The 19,690-nt window shown below is 48.5% G+C and carries 19 protein-coding genes; all 19 read left to right on the forward strand.

What is annotated here, in order from left to right; genetic code table 11:
- The first annotated feature begins 127 nt into the window (after positions 1–127).
- On the forward strand, positions 128–628 hold the full coding sequence (locus FYJ51_RS12190; protein WP_154505869.1) for a hypothetical protein: 501 nt from the start codon (positions 128–130) through the stop codon (positions 626–628).
- On the forward strand, positions 618–1,547 hold the full coding sequence (locus tag FYJ51_RS12195) for an ABC transporter permease subunit (RefSeq protein ID WP_205946326.1): 930 nt from the start codon (positions 618–620) through the stop codon (positions 1,545–1,547). The genes FYJ51_RS12190 and FYJ51_RS12195 overlap by 11 nt, the downstream gene beginning before the upstream one ends.
- 130 nt (positions 1,548–1,677) lie before the next feature.
- On the forward strand, positions 1,678–2,703 hold the full coding sequence (locus tag FYJ51_RS12200) for a sugar ABC transporter substrate-binding protein (RefSeq protein ID WP_154505871.1): 1,026 nt from the start codon (positions 1,678–1,680) through the stop codon (positions 2,701–2,703).
- An 82-nt stretch (positions 2,704–2,785) separates the two neighbouring features.
- Positions 2,786–4,282: a sugar ABC transporter ATP-binding protein gene (locus tag FYJ51_RS12205; RefSeq protein WP_154505872.1), complete on the forward strand. Its 1,497-nt coding sequence runs from the start codon at positions 2,786–2,788 to the stop codon at positions 4,280–4,282.
- Between the two features lie 5 nt (positions 4,283–4,287).
- Positions 4,288–5,265 (forward strand): ABC transporter permease, encoded by a 978-nt coding sequence (locus FYJ51_RS12210; protein ID WP_154505873.1) that lies wholly within the window; start codon positions 4,288–4,290, stop codon positions 5,263–5,265.
- On the forward strand, positions 5,262–6,137 hold the full coding sequence (locus FYJ51_RS12215; protein WP_154505874.1) for an MBL fold metallo-hydrolase: 876 nt from the start codon (positions 5,262–5,264) through the stop codon (positions 6,135–6,137). Before FYJ51_RS12210 ends, FYJ51_RS12215 begins: the two co-directional genes overlap by 4 nt.
- Before the next feature lie 284 nt (positions 6,138–6,421).
- Entirely contained in the window at positions 6,422–7,270 is an 849-nt protein-coding gene (gene licT, locus FYJ51_RS12220) for a BglG family transcription antiterminator LicT (protein WP_205946327.1), read from the forward strand.
- A 9-nt stretch (positions 7,271–7,279) separates the two neighbouring features.
- A complete protein-coding gene (locus tag FYJ51_RS12225; RefSeq protein ID WP_154505876.1) occupies positions 7,280–9,217 on the forward strand; it encodes a beta-glucoside-specific PTS transporter subunit IIABC in 1,938 nt (645 codons plus the stop codon).
- An 8-nt stretch (positions 9,218–9,225) separates the two neighbouring features.
- Positions 9,226–10,221, forward strand: coding sequence for an ADP-ribosylglycohydrolase family protein (locus FYJ51_RS12230; protein WP_154505877.1), 996 nt, complete (start codon positions 9,226–9,228; stop codon positions 10,219–10,221).
- Between the two features lie 139 nt (positions 10,222–10,360).
- A complete protein-coding gene (locus FYJ51_RS12235) occupies positions 10,361–10,945 on the forward strand; it encodes a hypothetical protein (protein WP_154505878.1) in 585 nt (194 codons plus the stop codon).
- A 138-nt stretch (positions 10,946–11,083) separates the two neighbouring features.
- Positions 11,084–12,292: a DUF819 family protein gene (locus FYJ51_RS12240; protein ID WP_154505879.1), complete on the forward strand. Its 1,209-nt coding sequence runs from the start codon at positions 11,084–11,086 to the stop codon at positions 12,290–12,292.
- A gap of 1 nt (position 12,293) precedes the next feature.
- A complete protein-coding gene (locus FYJ51_RS12245) occupies positions 12,294–12,992 on the forward strand; it encodes a M15 family metallopeptidase (RefSeq protein WP_154505880.1) in 699 nt (232 codons plus the stop codon).
- Positions 12,992–13,732, forward strand: coding sequence for a hypothetical protein (locus tag FYJ51_RS12250; RefSeq protein ID WP_154505881.1), 741 nt, complete (start codon positions 12,992–12,994; stop codon positions 13,730–13,732). The genes FYJ51_RS12245 and FYJ51_RS12250 overlap by 1 nt, the downstream gene beginning before the upstream one ends.
- Entirely contained in the window at positions 13,719–14,222 is a 504-nt protein-coding gene (locus tag FYJ51_RS12255) for a pyridoxamine 5'-phosphate oxidase family protein (protein ID WP_154505882.1), read from the forward strand. The genes FYJ51_RS12250 and FYJ51_RS12255 overlap by 14 nt, the downstream gene beginning before the upstream one ends.
- 15 nt (positions 14,223–14,237) lie before the next feature.
- Positions 14,238–15,560, forward strand: a complete 1,323-nt coding sequence (locus FYJ51_RS12260) for an amidohydrolase family protein (RefSeq protein ID WP_154505883.1) — start codon at positions 14,238–14,240, stop codon at positions 15,558–15,560.
- An 11-nt stretch (positions 15,561–15,571) separates the two neighbouring features.
- The gene (locus tag FYJ51_RS12265) at positions 15,572–16,363 is read left to right on the forward strand and encodes a nucleoside phosphorylase (protein ID WP_154505884.1); all 792 of its coding nucleotides are present in this window, start codon (positions 15,572–15,574) and stop codon (positions 16,361–16,363) included.
- A 55-nt stretch (positions 16,364–16,418) separates the two neighbouring features.
- Positions 16,419–17,132: a dihydroorotate dehydrogenase electron transfer subunit gene (locus FYJ51_RS12270; protein ID WP_154505885.1), complete on the forward strand. Its 714-nt coding sequence runs from the start codon at positions 16,419–16,421 to the stop codon at positions 17,130–17,132.
- A complete protein-coding gene (locus tag FYJ51_RS12275; RefSeq protein WP_154505886.1) occupies positions 17,125–18,030 on the forward strand; it encodes a dihydroorotate dehydrogenase in 906 nt (301 codons plus the stop codon). The genes FYJ51_RS12270 and FYJ51_RS12275 overlap by 8 nt, the downstream gene beginning before the upstream one ends.
- A 19-nt stretch (positions 18,031–18,049) precedes the next feature.
- The gene (locus FYJ51_RS12280) at positions 18,050–19,528 is read left to right on the forward strand and encodes an aspartate ammonia-lyase (protein WP_154505887.1); all 1,479 of its coding nucleotides are present in this window, start codon (positions 18,050–18,052) and stop codon (positions 19,526–19,528) included.
- Positions 19,529–19,690 lie beyond the last annotated feature (162 nt).

Here is a 19,690-nt window from a genome sequence, read left to right on the forward strand (position 1 = left end):
ATACTTATATTATGCGTATTAAAAAGATTATTTATCAAGATATATCTATACTACATTCCGCCTGTTCGCAGCAGATCTCAGCGCAAAAGAAAAGGCGTAGACCCTTATTTTGGGTTTACGCCATTGAATGCCTGAAGGGTGGTATTTCCAGAAAAACAGATATCCGATTCTCGGATTGGATGTACTTGGGATCAATGGAGAATTTCCCAATCTTTCTCCTGCAGAAAATATTATTCTTCCAAGCTACAGGAAAATTTCATCACCCTCTTTTTTCTTTCCTTCATCTGCATTGAATGCTGTGGAAATCGACTGGCGTAAAAAACACCCAAATGCTGCAGAAAGCATCTCCAGGATGAATCGTGCCGACCGTCTTTCTGTTCAGCTAGAGGGAATCATTACTTTTCATCCTGAACTGCTAGTCTGCTATGAGCCGTTCCTTCATCTGGATCGCCAGGGCAGAGGGTTATTCGCACAATGTTTCAGCACGCTCACGGCAAGAAATAGTTCGGTGGTGATTATTACGTCCAGCATGACGAATTACCTTGGCGAAGATATCATGGTGAAAGATTCAGAATTCCTTACGGAAATCATTTATGAACAGGAAGGTAAAATCTGCATTGAAAAATAAGAAAAGTATCAGAATTGACTGGTCGCTTCTGCTTGCGATTCTGCTTCTGATTCTGGTCATTTTGAGATCAGATAGAAATTCGGCTCTGATGTGGACATATTTCAGACAGTTTCTCATTCTTGCCCCTGGAATACTTGGTGAGATGATTTTTCTGATTGCGGGAAGAGTGGATCTTTCTGTGGGAGGAACTATTGTTCTCCTGAAGCAGATTCTTTCTTATCTGGTTCTGTTCCGGAATCTTCCAGTTCTCCTTTCTGCAGCTTTATCTTTCGGCATAGCAATTGCAATAGGATTTGCCAAAGCAGCATGCACATGCAGTGTCCGATCCCCGTTTGAAGTCATTACCTATGGAATCGGATATCTGTTTACTTCTTTAGCCTCAGGGATGAATCTCTGGATTCTTCAGAATAATGCAAGTACTCAGAACGATTCTGTTTATGGAGTTCCGATTTATATTTTTACGATACTTGCAGTGATCTGCATCTGCTGGTTTCTGGAAAAGACGACAATCGGAAGAAGCATCAGGATTTTCGGGAGTGATTCGGCTCTATCAGACGCCATGCATATGCCGATCAGGAAAATACTGATTACCGCTTCTTTGCTCTGTTCATTTCTTTTTCTGGATTACATGCTGTGCCAGGTAAGCCGAACAGGTCTTCTCACTCAGCTGGATTCCGCAAATCTTACCTATAACATCCTTGCAGGAGGAATGATTGGAACACATATCTTCAGAAAGTATAAAAATGTTCTGCTTGGTCTTCTGGTGGGCACCCTTGAAATCATTCTGTTCAACGCAGCTACTCAGTTCTACGGACTTCCGAATATGCTGATCTGGACTTGCTACGGAGTGATTATTCTGATCTCAGTGTTCACAACTCCGGTTCTGAACGAATCTATTCGCTCACGAATTGAACAATGACAAAGATTCCTGGACTACCTAAAGATCTTCACACTAATTCAAAAGAGTGTCTCATTACATCTGAAAGGGCTTACAAATATACTCCTTGTAGAAGCAATGATCTGGGAATCATCATAGGAGGAAAACGAAAATGAAAAAGATTCTAAGTATCATCACAACGGCTGCAATGGTCTTTGGACTTGCAGGCTGCGGCGGTTCTTCTGCCTCTGCAAGCACCTCAGCAGCAGCCACCAGCGCTTCCGCAAGTGAAGCTGCTGCATCATCTTCTGCATCTGCTGCTGCCGATGCGGACCGTCTCGTTGCGCAGGGAGCAACTCCGAAAGTCGGTTATCTTGCTCCATCTCTGCAGACCGAATTCATGATCGGGATAGGCAAAGATCTTAAGGCAGAATGCGATTCCAGAGGGTGGGGCTATACAGAAGCTTCGTTTGATAACGATTCTGGAAAAGCAGTAACTTCAATCGAAAATATGGTTACTTCAGGAGTCAACGTCCTGCTTGCAATGGTTTCTGATTCTTCCTGCGATGATGCATTGAAAGCAGCGATGGATCAGGGAGTCGTTGTGGTTGAAGTCGGAGTTATCACTGATGCTTACGACATTGCATTGAATGTTGATCAGTATCATGTCGGTGAAATGATTGCGGAAATGGCTGCTGACTGGGCAGCTGCTGAGCATGATGGGAAAGTGAACTATGTTGTTTACACGACTTACCAGAATACAGACATGCAGAACAGAGGCCAGGGTATTCAGGATAAATTTGCAGAACTCTCCCCGGATTCTACTCTTCTTGAAGTAGTTGATATCGGAAAAGATGTTGTCGGTTCAGGTACTTCCACAACCGAGACGATGCTTCAGAAATACCCGGATATCGATATGATTCTCTGCTATGGTGATGCAGCAGCGACAGAATCGGTTGAAGCGGTCAAGGCTGCAGGAAAAGCAGATGGATTCGGAATCTTCTCTTGCGATGGAACCGAATCTGCTATCAAGAATATTGCTAACGGTGATGTTCAGCGTGGCACACTGCAGTTTGGATCGTTTGGCAAAATGGTTGCGGAGAATGTTCAGAAATATATCGAAGGAACCAGATTCCACGATGTTGTTACAATGGATCCGGTGAAGATCACAGCAGAAAATGTTGCTGATTACGAATAATCTGAACAGCAGAGAATAATTCACACACGGCAGGGAAAGGATTTATTCCCGACTCTGCCGTTTCATTTTATCGGAGGAGCTTATGAGTGAGAAACCAATACTGAGTATCCGGGATCTTCTGAAAACTTATCCGGGAGTGATTGCGGTCAATCACGTTTCATTTGATGTGATGCCTGGAGAGGTACACTGTCTGATCGGAGAAAATGGTGCCGGGAAATCTACTCTCATCAAAATGCTTTCAGGTGCAATCAGACCGGATAGCGGTTCAATGATCATTGAGGGAAAAGAATTCCGAGAGATGAGCCCGAAGCTTTCGAAGAGTCTCGGAATTGAAGTGATTTATCAGGAATTCATGCTTGTTCAAAGCATTTCCGTAGCAGAGAACATCTATCTGGGAGAGAATACAGATCATTCTGCCTTTGTGGATATGAAGGCAAGAGAAAAGAAAGCTGAAGAACTTTGCCAGGAGCTTGGTATTGATCTTAATCCCTCAGATACTGTGGGCAACTTGTCTCCAGGGAAACAGCAGCTGGTTGAAATCTGCAAAGCAGTAAGCAGAAATGTCAAGATTCTGATTATGGATGAGCCAACTGCACCGCTAACTGTCAAAGAAGTAGGAACTTTGTTCAGGGTCATCGCAACTCTGAAAAAACGTGGCGTAACAATTATCTATATATCGCATCGGCTTGAAGAACTCTTTGAAGTGGGTGATCGAATTACAGTCATGCGAGACGGAAAGTATATCACGACCACAGATGTGAACAGTATCAACCGGCAAGGCCTGATCAAATTGATGGCAGGAAGGGATCTTGTGGAACAGTATCCTGCAAGAAAGAGTTCAGTCGGGGAAGAAATTCTCCGGGTAGAGCATCTTTATGGCAATGGAGATTCAGATATTTCTTTTTCTCTTCATAAAGGCGAAATTCTCGGGTTTGCCGGGCTCGTTGGTGCTGGAAGAACAGAACTGATGAGAGTGCTCTACGGGGCAAATCCGATTGAATCCGGGAAGATTTTCATTGAAGGCAAAGAGGTTCATATCCATTCCTGTTCAGAAGCAATCAGACAGGGAATCGGTTATATTCCCGAAGATCGCAAGAACCAGGGTGTGTTTCTCAGACTGTCGATCAGGGCAAACGTAGTCATAAGCAATATCAGACATTTCTGCAATGGGGTATTTGTTGACAGCAAGAAAGAAACAGAAGTCACGAAGGAATATATCCGGAATCTTTCAATCAAAACGCCTTCAATGGATCAGCTGGTGGGCAATCTTTCGGGTGGTAATCAGCAGAAGGTTGTCATTGCAAAAACACTTGCTGCAAATTCAAGAATCGTGATATTCGATGAACCGACAAGAGGGATTGATGTCAGTGCAAAGCAGGAAATTTATGCACTGATGAACGATCTTGCGGAAAAAGGAAATGCGCTGATTATGGTGAGCTCAGATATGCCTGAATTGCTAGGCATGTGTGACCGGATCATTGTTATCTCAGAAGGAGCAAAGACCGGTGAACTCAGCCGCAGCGAATTTGATCAGAACAGAATTCTCGATCTTGCGTCAATCACCAGACAGGAGGCATAGCTGAAATGAAAGCTCTGGAAATCTATAAGAAGTACGGGACATATATCTTTCTCGTAATACTGATTGCTGTTTTCTCGATCATTGCTCCGGGATTCCTTTCCGGGACGAACTTCATCAATATTCTGAGACAGGTTTCCATTTTCGGAATTGTGGTAACCGGTGTTGCAATGGTCATGATCGGCGGAGGAATGGATCTTTCTGTCGGTGCTCAGTTAGCTGTTGATGGTATGCTTGCAGGAACCTTCATGGTTACGCTCGGACTGCCGATCTGGCTTTCTGCAATTCTCACAATTGTGGTTGGAATTCTGCTCGGGATGGTGAATGGTGTCATTGCAGTAAAACTTCATATTGCACCGCTGATTGTAACACTTGGAACGATGCTGGTCCTGCAGGGGGTTGCATATCTGATTACCGGCGGTTATCCGATTACCGGTATGCCTGATTCATTCAAGTTCATCGGGCAAGGTTATATTGGAGTGGTCCCTGTACCGGTTATTATCTTTGCGATCTTCGTCGTCTTCAGCTGGGTCGTGATGAACAAGACTTATCTGGGAAGATATATTTATGCGCTAGGCGGAAATCGTGAAGCAGCTAGACTAGCTGGAATTGATGTTGACAAGCTTACGGTTGCCATGTATGCGTTCTGCGGTTTTGCATCTGCAATAGCTTCTCTGATTCTTGTGGGCCGTACGAATGCCTCCCAGCCTGGAGCGGGTTCTACTTATTCCTTTGACTGCATGACTGCTGCGTGCCTTGGCGGTGTCTCGATCCGAGGAGGCGAAGGAAAGGTTTCCGGAACCATTGTTGGTGTTCTCGTCCTCGGTATTCTGGATAATGGCCTGCTGCTTCTTTCTGTGAATTCAAACGCACAGTCGGTCGTCAAAGGTCTGATTCTGCTGATCGTGGTTGCGCTTGATTCTCTTCAGGTTTCCAATAAGAAGACCATGGCTGCTGCAGTCGAAGGAAAGAAGGAATCCAAATGAGCCGTGAAAAATGCGCAGCCCATCCATTTTATGAGTTCAGAAAAGGAATCTATGAGATAGATGAATTCTGCTGCTCCAGCATCTTTCTGATTGAAGGAGAAGAAAAGGCTCTGGTGATCGATGCGGGAATCGGAATCGGTGATCTGAATAAGGTGATCCGCAGAATAACTGATAAACCGATCGAAGCAGTCGCCTCTCATAATCATCCGGATCATATAGGCGGTGCTTATAATTTCACAGAAATGTGGATGCATCCGCTGGATATTGATCCAGTGAGAACTGCAGAAAATTCCGATGTTGAAGAAAGACGCGGCTATGCAGATCTGATAACAAAACGCGAAGGAAAATGGTTCCCCTATGATCTGAAGGAGGACATCTTTGGATGGCCTTCCCAATGCAGGTTCAAGCCGATTGCAGATGGGCATGTATTTGATCTGGGCGGAAGAAGAGTAACCGCATGGCATTGTCCCGGACATACTCCTGGTGAACTTGTGTTTATTGATGATCTCACGCATACTCTGATTGTCGGTGATGCAGTGAATTGCAACTGGTATCTCGATCAGACAATTGCTGAGAGCCCGAACGCTGCGGTACGCAAAGCTTCGAATGCATTGAAACGGATTCAGTCTTTCAGTGATCAGTATGATTATGTGATCAATTCCCACCATGATTACAGAGGCTTCGGAAATCCGCTGAACCCGGATGTGCTTCCCAATCTGACCAGATGCCTTGAAAAACTATCGGAAGGCAAGGCGGAATTCCGCGAAGTGAAAGATCCGATGTCGGAGACCGGCGGGACAAGAATTTCTGCGATAGAAGGAGATGTACAGGTTTCTTCGTTCGGGGTCGGTATCAATCAGCTGTTAGGTTAGTTATTCTTAGTCTCCTCAGGACCCATTCAGTCCAGAGGAGTTTTTTCTGAATCATATGCTGTCTGAAAATCCGAAAATTCATATTGACATGCATGAAAATAATTATTATTTTATGAATGTAATCTGACGGGAAGGTTATCATCATTTATGAGCTTAACTCGTCTGCATAGGAACTAGTGCATTAGTGCTTTTTCTGCGGCAGGCGAGTTTTTTCTTGCCTGCGGCAGGAGTCTTTCAGAATGCTGTGCTGCAGACAGCAGGACGAAAGCGAAAGGGGGAACATCGTGAAGATAAGCAAAGTGCTGAACAACAGTTCAGCGGTCGTGATCGACGATGATAACTGCGAAGTTGTTGTCGTGGGACGCGGAATTGCCTTTCAGAAGAAACCTGGTGATCTCATCAATCCGGAATCAGTTGAAAAGAAATTCTGCTTGTCTTCCAGAGAACTGACAGCCAAATTTCAGGAAATCATTGTCTCATTGCCAATGGAAGAAATCACCCTGGTAGAGAAGATTGTTGAGATGATCAAGATGGGGCTGGGCAAGAAGTTCGGAGATTCCATCTATGTATCGCTCAGCGATCATATTCATTACGCGCTGAAGAATTACAGAAGGGGCATTAAAGTGACGAACAGCCTCCTGTATGACATCATGCGCTTCTATCCGGATGAATACGCCCTCGGAAAGAAAGGGCTTGAGATCATCAAGGAATCTACGGGCGTGAAGCTTCCGGATGATGAGGCAGGTTTCATTGCACTTCACATCATCAATGCAGAAACCGAAAATTCCATCGGAACTGATAAAGTAGAGCAGTCCACGAAGATCATTGAAGAAATTCTGGAGCTGATCCGGGATTACTTCGGAAAAGATATCCAGGAAGGATCTCTGGCATATTATCGGTTCATCAATCATCTCCGGTATTTCTCACAGCGGATCGTCAGCCATTCCACATTCCATGAAGACGAAAAGGATGCTGATCTGCTGAATATGATGAAGCTCACCTATCGGGAGTCCTATCTCTGTGCAGTCAATATCAGAGGATTCATCAAGGGAAGGTATGACGTGGATATCGGCAACGAAGAACTGCTCTATCTGGTGATTCATATCCAGAGAGCAATCTACAACAAGCAATAGGAGAATAATATGGGCAAATATGAGAAACTGGCCGCTTTCATCATTGATCATGTCGGCGGCAAAGATAACATCGAGAGTGCGAATCACTGCATGACCAGACTCCGGATCAAGCTGAAGGATGACAGCAAGGCAGATCGCAAAGCACTGGATTCAAATAAAGACATCATTTCAACTCAGGCAGCAGAAGGAAAACTTCAGATCATCATCGGAACACAGGTCGGAGATGTCTATGAAGATTTTGTCCGTCTGACCGGAGCAGGCGAGAGTGAAGAAAAGGAAGAACAGAATAAGGGATCATTCATGAACCGCTTTGCTGCATTAATCACGAAGATCGTGGTTCCTTCACTCGGTGTTCTGTGTGCCTGCGGAATCATTGCGGGCATCAATTCCATTCTGCTTGCAACCGGAGTCATCACAGCCGGAGATGGCGCCAATATCCTGCTCTCTGATCTCGGCAGTGCATGTCTGACTTTCTTCCCGGTCATTCTCGGATATACCAGCGCAGTTGCCTTCGGAATGGATCCGTTTGTCGGAATGATTCTCGGCGCGTTCCTGATTTTCCCGGGCATTGTGGACTCCATCAATGCAGGCGATCCGCTGTTCACTGCGTTTGAAGGAACTGTATTAGCAATGCCGGTCTATAAGACCTTCTTCGGCATTCCGATCATTTTCCCTTCAACCGGATATACCTCAACGGTAATTCCGATCATGCTGGTGAACTACATTGCTTCAAAGATTGAGAAATGGTTCAAGAACCATCTGCCGGCAGTTACCCGTCAGTTCATGGTTCCGTTCCTGABAATTCTTGTTGCAGGAATCATCGGCGTTCTTCTGATCGGTCCGGTATCCATGATTCTGCAGAATGGTCTGCAGGCAGCGCTCAACTTCCTGATTGAGAAGTCGAAGATCCTGGCATTTGCGATCATCACGCTGATCTACCAGCCGCTCGTCATCTTCGGTCTGCACTGGCCGCTGATTACCCTCGGCATTATGGAATTCGCAGCCGGCGGAAGCACGCTGATCGTTTCTTCGATTTTCCCGGCGAGCTTCACGCACATGGCCGCCTGCCTGGCAGTATTCCTCCGCACCAAGAGCACCAAGATGAAGAACATTGCACTTCCGGCATTCCTGAGTGCCTGCTTCTGCATCATTGAACCTTCGATCTATGGCGTGACGCTGCCAGTGAAGAAACGGTTCGGATACTGCATGGCCGGCGGTCTGGTCGGCGGCCTGATTCTTGTCCTCTCGAATTCTCCGATGTATGCCATCAGCATGGGTGTCACCGGCTTCATGGCCTTTGTGAATCCGGCTTCTAAAAGTTTCAGCGGCCTGATCTGGTGTCTCATTGCATGTCTTGCGGCAATGGCTGTCACATTTGCACTGACCTGGTTCAGCTATAAGCCAGGTGAAGACGGTGAGAATGAAGACGATGTTCAGTACACGCAGGTAACAAATATCACTCATGAAAAGGAAGTCATCCATTCTCCGATGAAGGGCGAAATCAGGCCGCTGTCTGAGATGAAAGATGATGCATTCGCAAAAGAATCTCTCGGGAAAGGAGTATGCGTGATTCCCTCTGAAGGAAAGATCGTCGCTCCATTCAGCGGAACCATCACGGCACTATTTCCGACTGGTCATGCGATCGGCATCACTTCAGACCATGGCACAGAAGTCCTGATTCATGTCGGCTGGGATACTTATAATCTCAAGGAAGGTTTTTTCAGAAAACATGTGAAACAGGGCGATCATGTCAGTGCCGGCGATACGCTGATCACGTTCGACATCAACCAGCTGAAGGAAGCTGGCTATGATCCGATCACCGCAGTAGTTGTCTCGAATTCTTCCGATTATCTCGATATCGTCGGGTTCGGGAAGACGGCAGCAGATTTCAATGATGATCTGCTGGCAGCACTCGTATCAAAACCTGCAGAAGCATCTGCAGCTTAGGAGGAATCATGGAACAGGAGGAACTTCTGAATCATATCCGCGGAGCTCTGATCGGATGCGCTTATGGCGATGCAATGGGAATGCCGACAGAGATGCTGACACGAGAACATATCGATCTGGCATTTCCGGAAGGAGTACAGTCGTTTTCTCCTTCCACGGAATTTGATTTCATCGGCCGGCGGTTTGAAGCAGGGGAAGTGACGGACGATACTGTCAATACGCTGCTGGTATGCAAGTCGATCATCGATGGAAAAGGGGAATTCGATGTCCATGCTTACCTGGACCTGCTGCGGAAGTGGATTGAAGAGAACAAGGAAACAAGTGCATTCGTCATCGGTCCGAGCACGGCAAGAGCGCTGCAGCTGATTGCAGAAGGAACCCCGATTGAAAAAGCAGGAAGATTCGGAACCACCAATGGGTCTGCCATGAAAGTGAGCCCGATCGGCCTGATCAGCGACTATCATGATATGAAGCAGCTGGTAGATCGGACAGAGCAGCTGTGCCTGCCGACGCATCATAACTCGATTGCAATTGCCGGGGCTTCCATGATTGCTGCAGCCGTGAGCTATGCCTTGCGCGGGAATGACTCCATGGATGAACTGATTTCTGCAGCTGAAGAAGCAGAAGCAGAAGGCAGAACGAGAGGCTTCCAGCTTCCTGGTCCTTCCCTTTGCTTGCGCACAGAACTTCTGAGAAAGCGGATCCGGGAAGCTCCTGCCCAGGTTCCTCAAATTATTGAAACAGAATTCGGGATGGGAATGGAAACTGCAGAAACTGTTCCTGCCGTGCTTGCGATCGTTGAACTCGCCGGAGGAAAGCCGATGAAAGCAGCCAGAATCGCAGCAAATATTGCCGGTGATACCGATACCGCAGGAGCGATTGCCTGTGCAATCTGCGGAGCGATGAATCCGGAATTTGATCCTTCGGAAGTAAAGCTGCTGAAAGAAAGAAATCACATCGATTTCGATGCCTACGCAGAAGCTCTTCTTCCTTATGTCAGATAGAACCCGAAAGAAGCCATCCGGCTGAAGCCGATGGCTTCTTTCTGCACAGGGATGACCGGCTCAGAGAAGAATTCCGAAGGCTTTCGTATCCTTGCAAATCAGTTCTGAACAGAGATAATAATCAATAAGAGGTATGCAGATGACAAACACAGTCTGGATCTGGATTATTGCCATAGCTGCAATCGCAGCAGAACTCATCTTCTATCTGGTGCAGAAGAAAAAGCAGGACCGTCTATCTGAAAAAGCGATGGACCTGGTAATGCATGGAAATCTCGATGAACTGGATCAGCTTGTGGACAGTCCCGAGATGCAGAAGAGCTTCCCTCTCTACAATCGTCTCTATCTGAAACTCAACGCGTCCATCATGCGCGGAAATCTGAAGAAGACAGATGAACTGTTCGAAGAGATCGGCAGGACGAATATGACGGATCAGCAGAAAGCGGCTTATGCCATGATGGGATTCCAGTATTATCTTCCGCTTGAGCGGAAAGAGGAATGCGGCCAGTACAAGGTGATGCTGGATACGATGAAGGGCAATGAAGCGATGAAGAAGTATGCCGATCAGGCATTCGGAATCGTCTATGATGGCCAGACGGACTCTCTGGAAGCGCTTCTGAAGAAGAACCAGACCGCGAATCCGGCTCAGAAAGCAATCAATGAATTTCTGATTGCGAAAACGTATGAGAACCTCGGAGACCGGGACAATGCACTGAAGTATCATTAGCTTTCCAATCAGCACCTTCAGGAGAGTGCAAAGCAGAGGCTGAAAAATTCCTGATCCTTGCGGCAGGCATCGGAGCCTGCTTTTTTCCGGCTCTGCAGGATGCTAAAATGTGCTTGATATCTGAGGGGGGACATGATCATGGGAACACTGATCAGCGCAGAGAATACGTGGATGCTGATGGCAGTGATGTTCGGCAGCGTCGCATTTACAATCTTTCTGGAACAGAAGTATGTCTGGGCAAGCCGGATCAGCGGTGCCGTCATTGTTCTGATCATTGCGGTATGCCTGACAAATTTCAGAATCATACCGACGAATGCGCCGCTTTTTGATGATGCTGTGTGGGGCTATGCAGTGCCGATGGCAATTCCGCTGCTTCTTCTGCAATCTGATCTGAAGAAGATCCTGCACGAAACCGGACCGATGCTCGCCATCTTCCTGATCGGAGCGGCAGGGACTGTGGCAGGGGTGATTCTCGGCTATGAACTGCTGAAGAAAGCAATCCCGGGTCTGGCTGGTGTGGCTGCGATGATGGCGGGATCCTATATCGGAGGAGGTGTGAATTTCACTGCTCTTTCTGCAGCATTTGATGTCGATGACACACTGATCTCTGCCGCAACCGTTGCTGACAATCTGAATATGGCGATCTACTTCATGGTGCTGATCGGGGCTGCAGGGAATGCCTGGTGCCGGAAACATTTTCCGCACCCGCATATCGATGAATTCGAAGCAGGCAGAAAAGACGATGGAAAAACCCAGGCGGAAAAGTACTGGACACGCAAGGATATTTCGCTGAAAGATATCGCTTACTGCATGGCTTACAGCGTAATCGTCGTCACGATCGCTAAGCTCATCGCATCCGGACTTGCCGGCGTGATTCCGGAAGGAAACTGGTTTCTGAACATGATCAGCGCTTTCTTCGGATCTCAGTATGTCTGGATCACCACGATTGCCATGCTGTTTGCGACGCTCTGCCCGAAGCAGGCCGCTTCGATGCACGGGGCACAGGAGCTTGGCACCTGGCTGATCTATCTGTTCTATTTTGCAATCGGGGTACCGGCAAGCATTCCGCTGATTCTGCGCAATGCGCCGCTGCTGCTCGTCTTCTGCCTGATTGCTGTTGCAGTCAATATGCTGTTCTGCTTTGCCGGCGGCAAGCTGCTTCACTATTCGCTGGAAGATGTCATCATTGCTTCCAACGCAAATATCGGCGGACCGACTACTGCCGCCGGCATGGCCATCTCGCAGGGCTGGTACAAACTTGTCGGACCGGCTATGCTGGTCGGAACGTTCGGCTATGTGATCGGAACTTACCTTGGCATCATCGTCGGCAGTCTGCTGGGAGCATGATATGAGAGAATTTATCAGAGAACCGGTTCCGTCGGTCCGGATTCCGGATCAGGAAACAGAACCGCAGTTTATTTCCGAACCGCTGGTTCCGGTTCTGGAAACAGAACGGATCCGGATCCGGATGAAGTATCCTCTGCTTGGCATGAAACAAGCAGAAGAAAGATGCATGCTTCGCATGAGCGTCTATGAGATGCTGCAGAAAGCTTCCGAATCACTGGAATCAGGCTTTTCGCTTGTGATCTGGGATGCCTGGCGTCCGTTTGAGCTGCAGAAAGAGCTGTTCACTGCCTATTCTGCAGACATCATCCGTGACTTCCATCTTGAGAATCTGCCTGAGAAGGAACGGACCGAGTTCATTTCACAATTTGTTGCTGATCCTTTGAAGAATCGCAGGTTTCCGCCTGCTCACACGACTGGCGGGGCAATTGATCTGACCATGGCAGAAGATGAAAAAGAACTGGACTTCGGAACTGACTTTGATGCATTCTCAGAGAAGACGAATACCGATTGGTTTGAACTCCATGATGAAGATACGAAGATCCGGAATCGAAGAAGAATGCTCTATCATGTGATGACGCAAGCTGGCTTCACGAATCTCCCATCGGAATGGTGGCATTATGAATACGGAGATAGGAACTGGTCCCGTCTGACCGGCAGACCGGCGCTTTATGAAGGCATCTGGACTCTGGGAGAAGAATAATGAAGGTCACAAGGAAAACGGAAATCCTGATTCTCTTTATTATGTCTGCATTGATCTACCTGCTGCAGATCCTGTTCTTTCATGATCCGCATAATACGTTCTTCTATCTCTTCCAGGATATGGCGTTTCTGCCCGTCTCCATTGCCATTGCGACGATTGCGGTCGGAGCGATTCTGGATCGCAGAGAGAAGAGAGAGAAACTGCAGGGAACCAGAATGCTGAGAAGCACGTTCTTCACCGGCATCGGGGCGGAAATCATCCTGAAGCTCCATGACTGTGCAGATCCGATCTGCAGGAATCTTCTTTATTCTCCAGCAGATGAAGCAGAAGTGAAGACAAAGCAGGAGCAGATCAGAGAAACGGAATTCACAATCACGCTGACGGAAGAGGCTTATGAGTCTGTTCGGAAGATTCTTACGGAAAATCAGACCAATCTCTTTGTGCTTGCCGCCAACGAGAATCTGATGGCAGAAGAGAACTTCACGAAGCTTCTATGGGGGCTGTTTCATCTGATTGATGAATTCCGCCTGAGAGGATCCTGGCAGAATCAGAATGAAGCAGACCGCGAGCATCTCAATGAAGATTTCGCCAAGGTATATCGTCTGCTGCTGATCAACAGCGTGGATAATGCATGGTGGCTGAAGAAGACCTATCCGAACTTCTACGGAACCGCTTCTTCAAAGTACAGCCTGGAAAAAGGGACAGGAGGAAACCGAGGCAATCAGAATGGATTACGATAAAGCAGAACAATTCTGGATTGAGAAAGACCGCAATGCGGTCCGGATGGATCCGGAAGATCTCAGCAAGGAGATCGGTGCATTTCTCCATTCTCATCGGGTATGTGCATTTGCCTGCGCGGCAGGGGACTTTGTCCGCTGCACGCCTCTTGAATACACATATGCCAATGGAAGCGTTTATATCTTCTCAGAAGGAGGACTGAAATTCAGAGCCCTCCGCAGCAATCCCCATGTATGTCTGGCTGTGTACGAAGATCATCCGCAGTTCGGCAAGCTGAAAGGCCTGCAGATATCAGGAATTGCAGAACTGATCGAGCCATGGTCAGAAGAATATCTGAGCCTGCTGAAGATCAGAGGGATTCCGGCAGACTCTCTGAAGAAGCTGCCTTCAGAGATGTATCTCATCAAGGTGATTCCGGAGAAGTTCGATTTTCTGAATTCAGACCTGAGACAGAGAGGCTTCAGTTCCCGGCAGCAGCTTGTTCTGAAATAAGCAGGAGAGGACTGTATGAAGCAGATTCTGATTGAACATTGCGAGCTTGAAGACTTCAGCACGCTTACATCAAAAAGACAATCCATCCTGATCCGGGATGGAAAGATCGCAGAGATCGGCGATTCTGTTTTCCCGGAAGGAGACTATGAGACAATTTCGGCAGATGGCATGCTTGCAATGCCTTCCTTTGCGGACTGCCACAGCCATATCAGCCAGAGCATTCTCAAAGGACCGATGGACGACTATCCGATCACCCAGTGGCTCATCAGAAAATTCCAGATTGATGCCATGATGACTGAAGAAGAGAACTATTATGCTTCTCTGCTCGGATGTCTGACTGCATTGAAATGCGGAACCACCGTCCTGAATGAAATGTCCTGGCCGAATCTCCTGGAAGGAAATCTTCGGGCGATCCGGGATTCCCGGATCCGGGCTGTCTATGGTGTCAGCACTACCGACATTCCGGAAAATAAAGAGATGCCGATGTTCTCGATCGAAGAAGCTCTCCGGATTCATCAGAATGTCTACGATCGGGTAAATGGTCTTGATGGGAAGCTGAAAGCCTCCGTCGCACCCGCAGGACTTCCAGCTGTTTCTTCTGAGATGGCTGTTGCTTTGAAGAAGTTTGCCAATGAGCACCAGATTCTCTACCACACCCACCTTGCCGAAGGAAAGATGGAGACCGAACACGTGGCAAGGCGATATGGCCTGCATGGCGAAGCAGAAGCTCTGAACCAGCTTGGCATCCTGGATTCTCATACGCTGCTTGCCCATAGCATCTGGCTGAATGATCATGAGCTTGACTTGATCCGGGACAGCGGAGCAATTCCGGTGCATTGTCCTTGCACAAACATGAAGATCGGAGATGGCATTCCGCCGATTGCCGCAATGCTGAAGAAAGGTATTCCGGTGACATTCGGCTGTGATGGCGAGGCATCCAGCTCCAACCGCGATATGATCCGCGAAGCAAGAACCGGAGCCTACCTTCAGAAAGCAGCAACGAATGATCCGACGGTCATGGATGCTGGCACGGTCTATCGGATGATGACCGTCAGCGGCTGGAACGCTCTCGGCTATGATGATCTTGGCGAATTGAAAGAAGGAAATACCGCAGATCTGATACTCGTGGATATGGACCATGACATTGGTCTCATCAGCAGAGAGTACCGTCTGAATAATTTCCTCTATGCCGGAGACGGACATTGCGTGGATACTGTGATCCTGAATGGAGAAATGCTGGTCAGACATGGACGGGTTACGTTTCTCGATGAAGAAGAAGTACTGGAAAAAGGAGCAGAAGTGATCAGCGGTCTGAACCGCAGAATCGCTCTCCTGTAAGGAAAGACATTATGAAATACAGACCTCAGAAGCTAGTGAACGCCCAGGGAAAAATGTGGCACATCGGATTAGATGAACATGATATTGCAAAGCACGTGATTCTTCCCGGCGATCCGGATCGCTGCAAGATGATCGCAGCACAGTTTGATGAGCAGAGACTTGCAGGGGTATCGAGGGGAAATCCGACCTATACCGGAACCAAAGACGGAATCGGGGTCTCTGTGATGTCTACCGGCATGGGCAGCATGGCGATGGCAGTCTGTGTCGAGGAACTGAAAGAAATCGGTGCAAAGACACTGATCCGGCTTGGAACCGGAGGATGCCTGCAGAGAGATATTCCGCCCGGATCCTTCGTGATCGGCACAGCTGCAGTCCGAGGCGACGGATGCACGAAGGAATATATTGACGAGACTTATCCTGCTGTGGCAGATCCGGATGTCGTGCTGGCACTCCGTGAGTCCTGCCGGGAATTCGGGGTCACGCCTTATACCGGCATACTGCGCAGTCATGATGCCTTCTATATGGAAAGCCCTGGGGCCCATGAAGGACTGATTGACCGTGTGCAGAAATGGACAGATGCCCATGTGCTTGCCTTGGAGAATGAGAGCTCTGCACTGTTTGTCGTCTCATCCTTGCTGGGTGGCTTAAGAGCAGGTACGATCCTTCTGACCGGTCAGAATCTCTATGACAGCTACGGCAGAATGACAACCTCGAGCACGCCCGATTATCCAGCTAAAGTAGATCTGCTCTCAAAGATCACGTTAAGGGCAATTGAGAAGATTGACCGACTGCCTGACCTGTAAGGAGCAGGACAGATTGATTCTCTGATTCATCAGCGTCTGAAAGGGGAAAAAGTCAATGAACCATGAGATCCTGGAAAACAGGCAGCTCAATGAGAATTTCTGGCTCATGAAGACAGCCTGCAGCGATCATCCGGAACCAGGGCAGTTCTATATGCTGCGCTGCTGGGAGCACTATCCGCTTCTGTCCCGTCCGATCAGTGTCTTTGATGCGGATGAGAACTCAGTCAGTTTTCTGTACAAGGTGGTCGGAGAAGGGACCGAACGGTTCACGAAGCTGCGCAGAGGGGATTCCATCACTTTGAGCAGGCCGCTCGGCAATGGCTTTCCGAAGGTTTCCGGGAAGACAGCTATGGTCGGCGGGGGAGTCGGGATCGCACCGCTGTATCTTGCTTCAAAGACCCTCTTTGGAACAGCAGGCACATCCGTTGATCTCTTTCTGGGCTTTTCCGGGACCCCGGTTCTGGAACAGGAATATGCTGCCGTCTCAGACCATCTGGAGGTCAAGCTGGGAGGCTATATCACGGATGACATCGATCCGGAATCCTATGATGTGATTCTTGCCTGCGGGCCGATGGTCATGATGAAAGCACTCTATCAGAAGTGCCTGAAGCACGGGAAAGCAGATGCGCTCTATGTGTCCATGGAAGCGAGGATGGGATGCGGCATCGGCGTGTGTCTGGGGTGTTCTCTGGAGACTGAATCCGGCACGAAGCGCGTATGCAAGGATGGGCCGGTGTTCCGGGGAAGCGAGGTATTTTTCCATGAGTGAGGCACTGAAAACAGAATTCTGCGGAACACTGTTCCGCAACCCGGTTCTGCTTGCTTCAGGAACGTGCGGGTTCGGCCAGGAGATCAGTGAATACTTCGATCTTGAACAGCTGGGCGGAATCTGTTCGAAAGGTCTGACCCTGGAACCGCGTAAAGGAAATGAAGGGATCCGTATCCATGAAACCCCATCTGGCGTCATGAATTCCATCGGTCTGGAGAATCCGGGCATCAGGGCCTATCTGAAAGAGGATCTGCCATGGATCCAGACAAAGAATCTCGTGAATCTTGTGAATCTCGGCGGCCATTCCATCGAAGACTATGAAGAAGGAGCCAGGCTGCTGAATGATGCGGGGATCGAATTCCTGGAATTGAATATTTCCTGTCCGAATGTGAAGAATGGCGGCATGAATTTCGGCGTGAAGGCAGAGGTAGCCGCAGAAGTCGTGAAGCGGATCCGCCGCATCTTCACCCGCAAGCTGATTGTGAAACTGTCTCCGAATGCAGAGAATATCACCGAGCTGGCAGAGGCATGCGAAGCAGAAGGGGCAGATGGGCTGTCTCTGACGAATACGTATCTCGCGATGGCGATTGATATCGAACGGCGCAAGCCGGTCTTTAACAATGTCTATGCCGGTCTTTCCGGACCTGCTATCAAGCCGATTTCGCTGCGCATGGTTCATCAGGTGTCGCATGCCGTGAAGATTCCTGTGATCGGCATCGGCGGCATCGCTTCTTCAGATGATGCGATCGAGTACATCATGGCAGGTGCTTCTCTGGTTGAAGTCGGAGCGGCATCCTTTGCGGATCCGATGCTTGCTGCGAAAATTGTCGATGGGATGGAACAATGGGTGAAGCAGCACGGTCTGGAGAATATCAGCGAAATCCGGGGAATTGTCTGAGATCAGGAAGGGAAAGAACATGGAAGAAACAGAGGGATATCGTCTCGAAAAAGACTCAATCGGCGAGAAGCTGGTGCCGGCAGATGCCTATTATGGCGTGCAGACTCTGAGAGCTTATGAGAATTTCCGCATTTCCGGCTATCGTCTCCATCCGGAGATGATCCGCTCACTGGCACAGATCAAGAAAGCCTGCGCGAAGACGAATTTCGAGAGCGGAGAACTGCCGGAAGAAAAAGAACAGGCAATCATGCAGGCATGTGATGAGATCATGGATGGAAAATACGCGGATCAGTTTATCGTCGATCCGATTCAGGGCGGGGCCGGAACTTCGATCAATATGAACGCAAACGAAGTCATCGCCAACCGGGCTATTGAGATTCTCGGCGGCAGGAAAGGGGACTACAAGCTGGTCAATCCGAATGATGATGTGAACTTCGGACAGTCCACCAATGATATCTTTCCCTCGTGCGGCAAGATCACTGCACTGAAGCTGCTGATCCAGGCAAGAGCCCAGCTTGCCAGGCTTGCCGAAGCCCTGGACCGGAAATCAGAAGAATTCGACGGAGTGATCAAGATGGGCCGCACCCAGCTTCAGGATGCTGTTCCGATCCGCCTCGGCCAGGAGTTTGCAGCATATGCTGCGGTTGTCAGACGTGACGTCCGCCGTTTCGACAATGCGGAGCGGGAAATGAGGACTCTCAATATCGGCGGCACAGCAATCGGTACCGGCATCAATGCAGACGTGAAGTATGAACATGCCATTGTCCGCAATCTCAGCGAAATCACCGGCCTGGAACTCAGGCAGGCTTCCGATCTCATCGATGCTACTCAGAACCTCGATGGATTCGTCGCTGTCTCTGCGGCAACCAAGACATGTGCCGTGAGTCTTTCCAAGATTGCAAATGACCTGAGACTCATGAGCAGCGGTCCGTACTGCGGCTTCGGGGAAATCAATCTCCCGGCAAAGCAGAATGGATCTTCGATCATGCCAGGCAAAGTGAACCCGGTCATTCCTGAAGTCGTGAACCAGGTTGCCTTCAATGTGTTCGGCAATGATGTCACAATCCAGTGTGCTGCCGAAGCGGGACAGCTGGAACTGAATGCCTTTGAACCGATTATTTTCTATAATCTCTTTCATTCCATTGAGCAGATCCGCAATGCGGTATCGACTTTCATCGATAACTGCATCGTCGGCATCACCGCCAATCAGGAACATTGTGAAGATCTCGTCAATCACAGCGTCGGCATCATCACTGCTGCAGCTCCTTACATCGGCTATATGAAAGCAGCTTCCGTCGCAAAAGAAGCGATGAAAACCGGAAAGCCGGTGAAAGAGATCCTGCTTTCCAGCCATCTGATGGACCAGAAAGAAGTCGTGGCTATCCTCGACCCGCGCCGAATGACAAAACCTGGAATCAAAGGCCTTGTGAAGATGCGGAAGCTGAGAACCGGACGGATCGATTCCATTCGCAGAAAGCACAGGAAGAACGATCAGTAAGAACCAGATTATAAAAGAAAAACCGCATAATCAGCGGTCAATGGCGTAAACCCAATTCAAGGTTCACGCCTTATTTTCTTATTGGTCGCAAGAGAGGAAGCTGCAGCTTTCGCAAGCGCAAAAAAGCCCCTGTCAGGAAAAGAATCGTAAATTTTTAATATG

This window comes from Stecheria intestinalis, assembly GCF_009696165.1.
In the GTDB taxonomy this organism is placed as follows: Bacteria; Bacillota_I; Bacilli_A; order Erysipelotrichales; family Erysipelotrichaceae; genus Bulleidia; species Bulleidia intestinalis.

What these genes read in the sequence shown, in the direction of transcription:
- FYJ51_RS12190 (WP_154505869.1), top strand. Translation starts at nt 128, where the DNA reads ATGCCTGAAGGGTGGTATTTCCAGAAAAACAGATATCCGATTCTCGGA.
- FYJ51_RS12200 (WP_154505871.1), top strand. Translation starts at nt 1,678, where the DNA reads ATGAAAAAGATTCTAAGTATCATCACAACGGCTGCAATGGTCTTTGGA.
- FYJ51_RS12205 (WP_154505872.1), top strand. Translation starts at nt 2,786, where the DNA reads ATGAGTGAGAAACCAATACTGAGTATCCGGGATCTTCTGAAAACTTAT.
- FYJ51_RS12210 (WP_154505873.1), top strand. Translation starts at nt 4,288, where the DNA reads ATGAAAGCTCTGGAAATCTATAAGAAGTACGGGACATATATCTTTCTC.
- FYJ51_RS12215 (WP_154505874.1), top strand. Translation starts at nt 5,262, where the DNA reads ATGAGCCGTGAAAAATGCGCAGCCCATCCATTTTATGAGTTCAGAAAA.
- FYJ51_RS12230 (WP_154505877.1), top strand. Translation starts at nt 9,226, where the DNA reads ATGGAACAGGAGGAACTTCTGAATCATATCCGCGGAGCTCTGATCGGA.
- FYJ51_RS12235 (WP_154505878.1), top strand. Translation starts at nt 10,361, where the DNA reads ATGACAAACACAGTCTGGATCTGGATTATTGCCATAGCTGCAATCGCA.
- FYJ51_RS12240 (WP_154505879.1), top strand. Translation starts at nt 11,084, where the DNA reads ATGGGAACACTGATCAGCGCAGAGAATACGTGGATGCTGATGGCAGTG.
- FYJ51_RS12245 (WP_154505880.1), top strand. Translation starts at nt 12,294, where the DNA reads ATGAGAGAATTTATCAGAGAACCGGTTCCGTCGGTCCGGATTCCGGAT.
- FYJ51_RS12250 (WP_154505881.1), top strand. Translation starts at nt 12,992, where the DNA reads ATGAAGGTCACAAGGAAAACGGAAATCCTGATTCTCTTTATTATGTCT.
- FYJ51_RS12255 (WP_154505882.1), top strand. Translation starts at nt 13,719, where the DNA reads ATGGATTACGATAAAGCAGAACAATTCTGGATTGAGAAAGACCGCAAT.
- FYJ51_RS12260 (WP_154505883.1), top strand. Translation starts at nt 14,238, where the DNA reads ATGAAGCAGATTCTGATTGAACATTGCGAGCTTGAAGACTTCAGCACG.
- FYJ51_RS12265 (WP_154505884.1), top strand. Translation starts at nt 15,572, where the DNA reads ATGAAATACAGACCTCAGAAGCTAGTGAACGCCCAGGGAAAAATGTGG.
- FYJ51_RS12270 (WP_154505885.1), top strand. Translation starts at nt 16,419, where the DNA reads ATGAACCATGAGATCCTGGAAAACAGGCAGCTCAATGAGAATTTCTGG.
- FYJ51_RS12275 (WP_154505886.1), top strand. Translation starts at nt 17,125, where the DNA reads ATGAGTGAGGCACTGAAAACAGAATTCTGCGGAACACTGTTCCGCAAC.
- FYJ51_RS12280 (WP_154505887.1), top strand. Translation starts at nt 18,050, where the DNA reads ATGGAAGAAACAGAGGGATATCGTCTCGAAAAAGACTCAATCGGCGAG.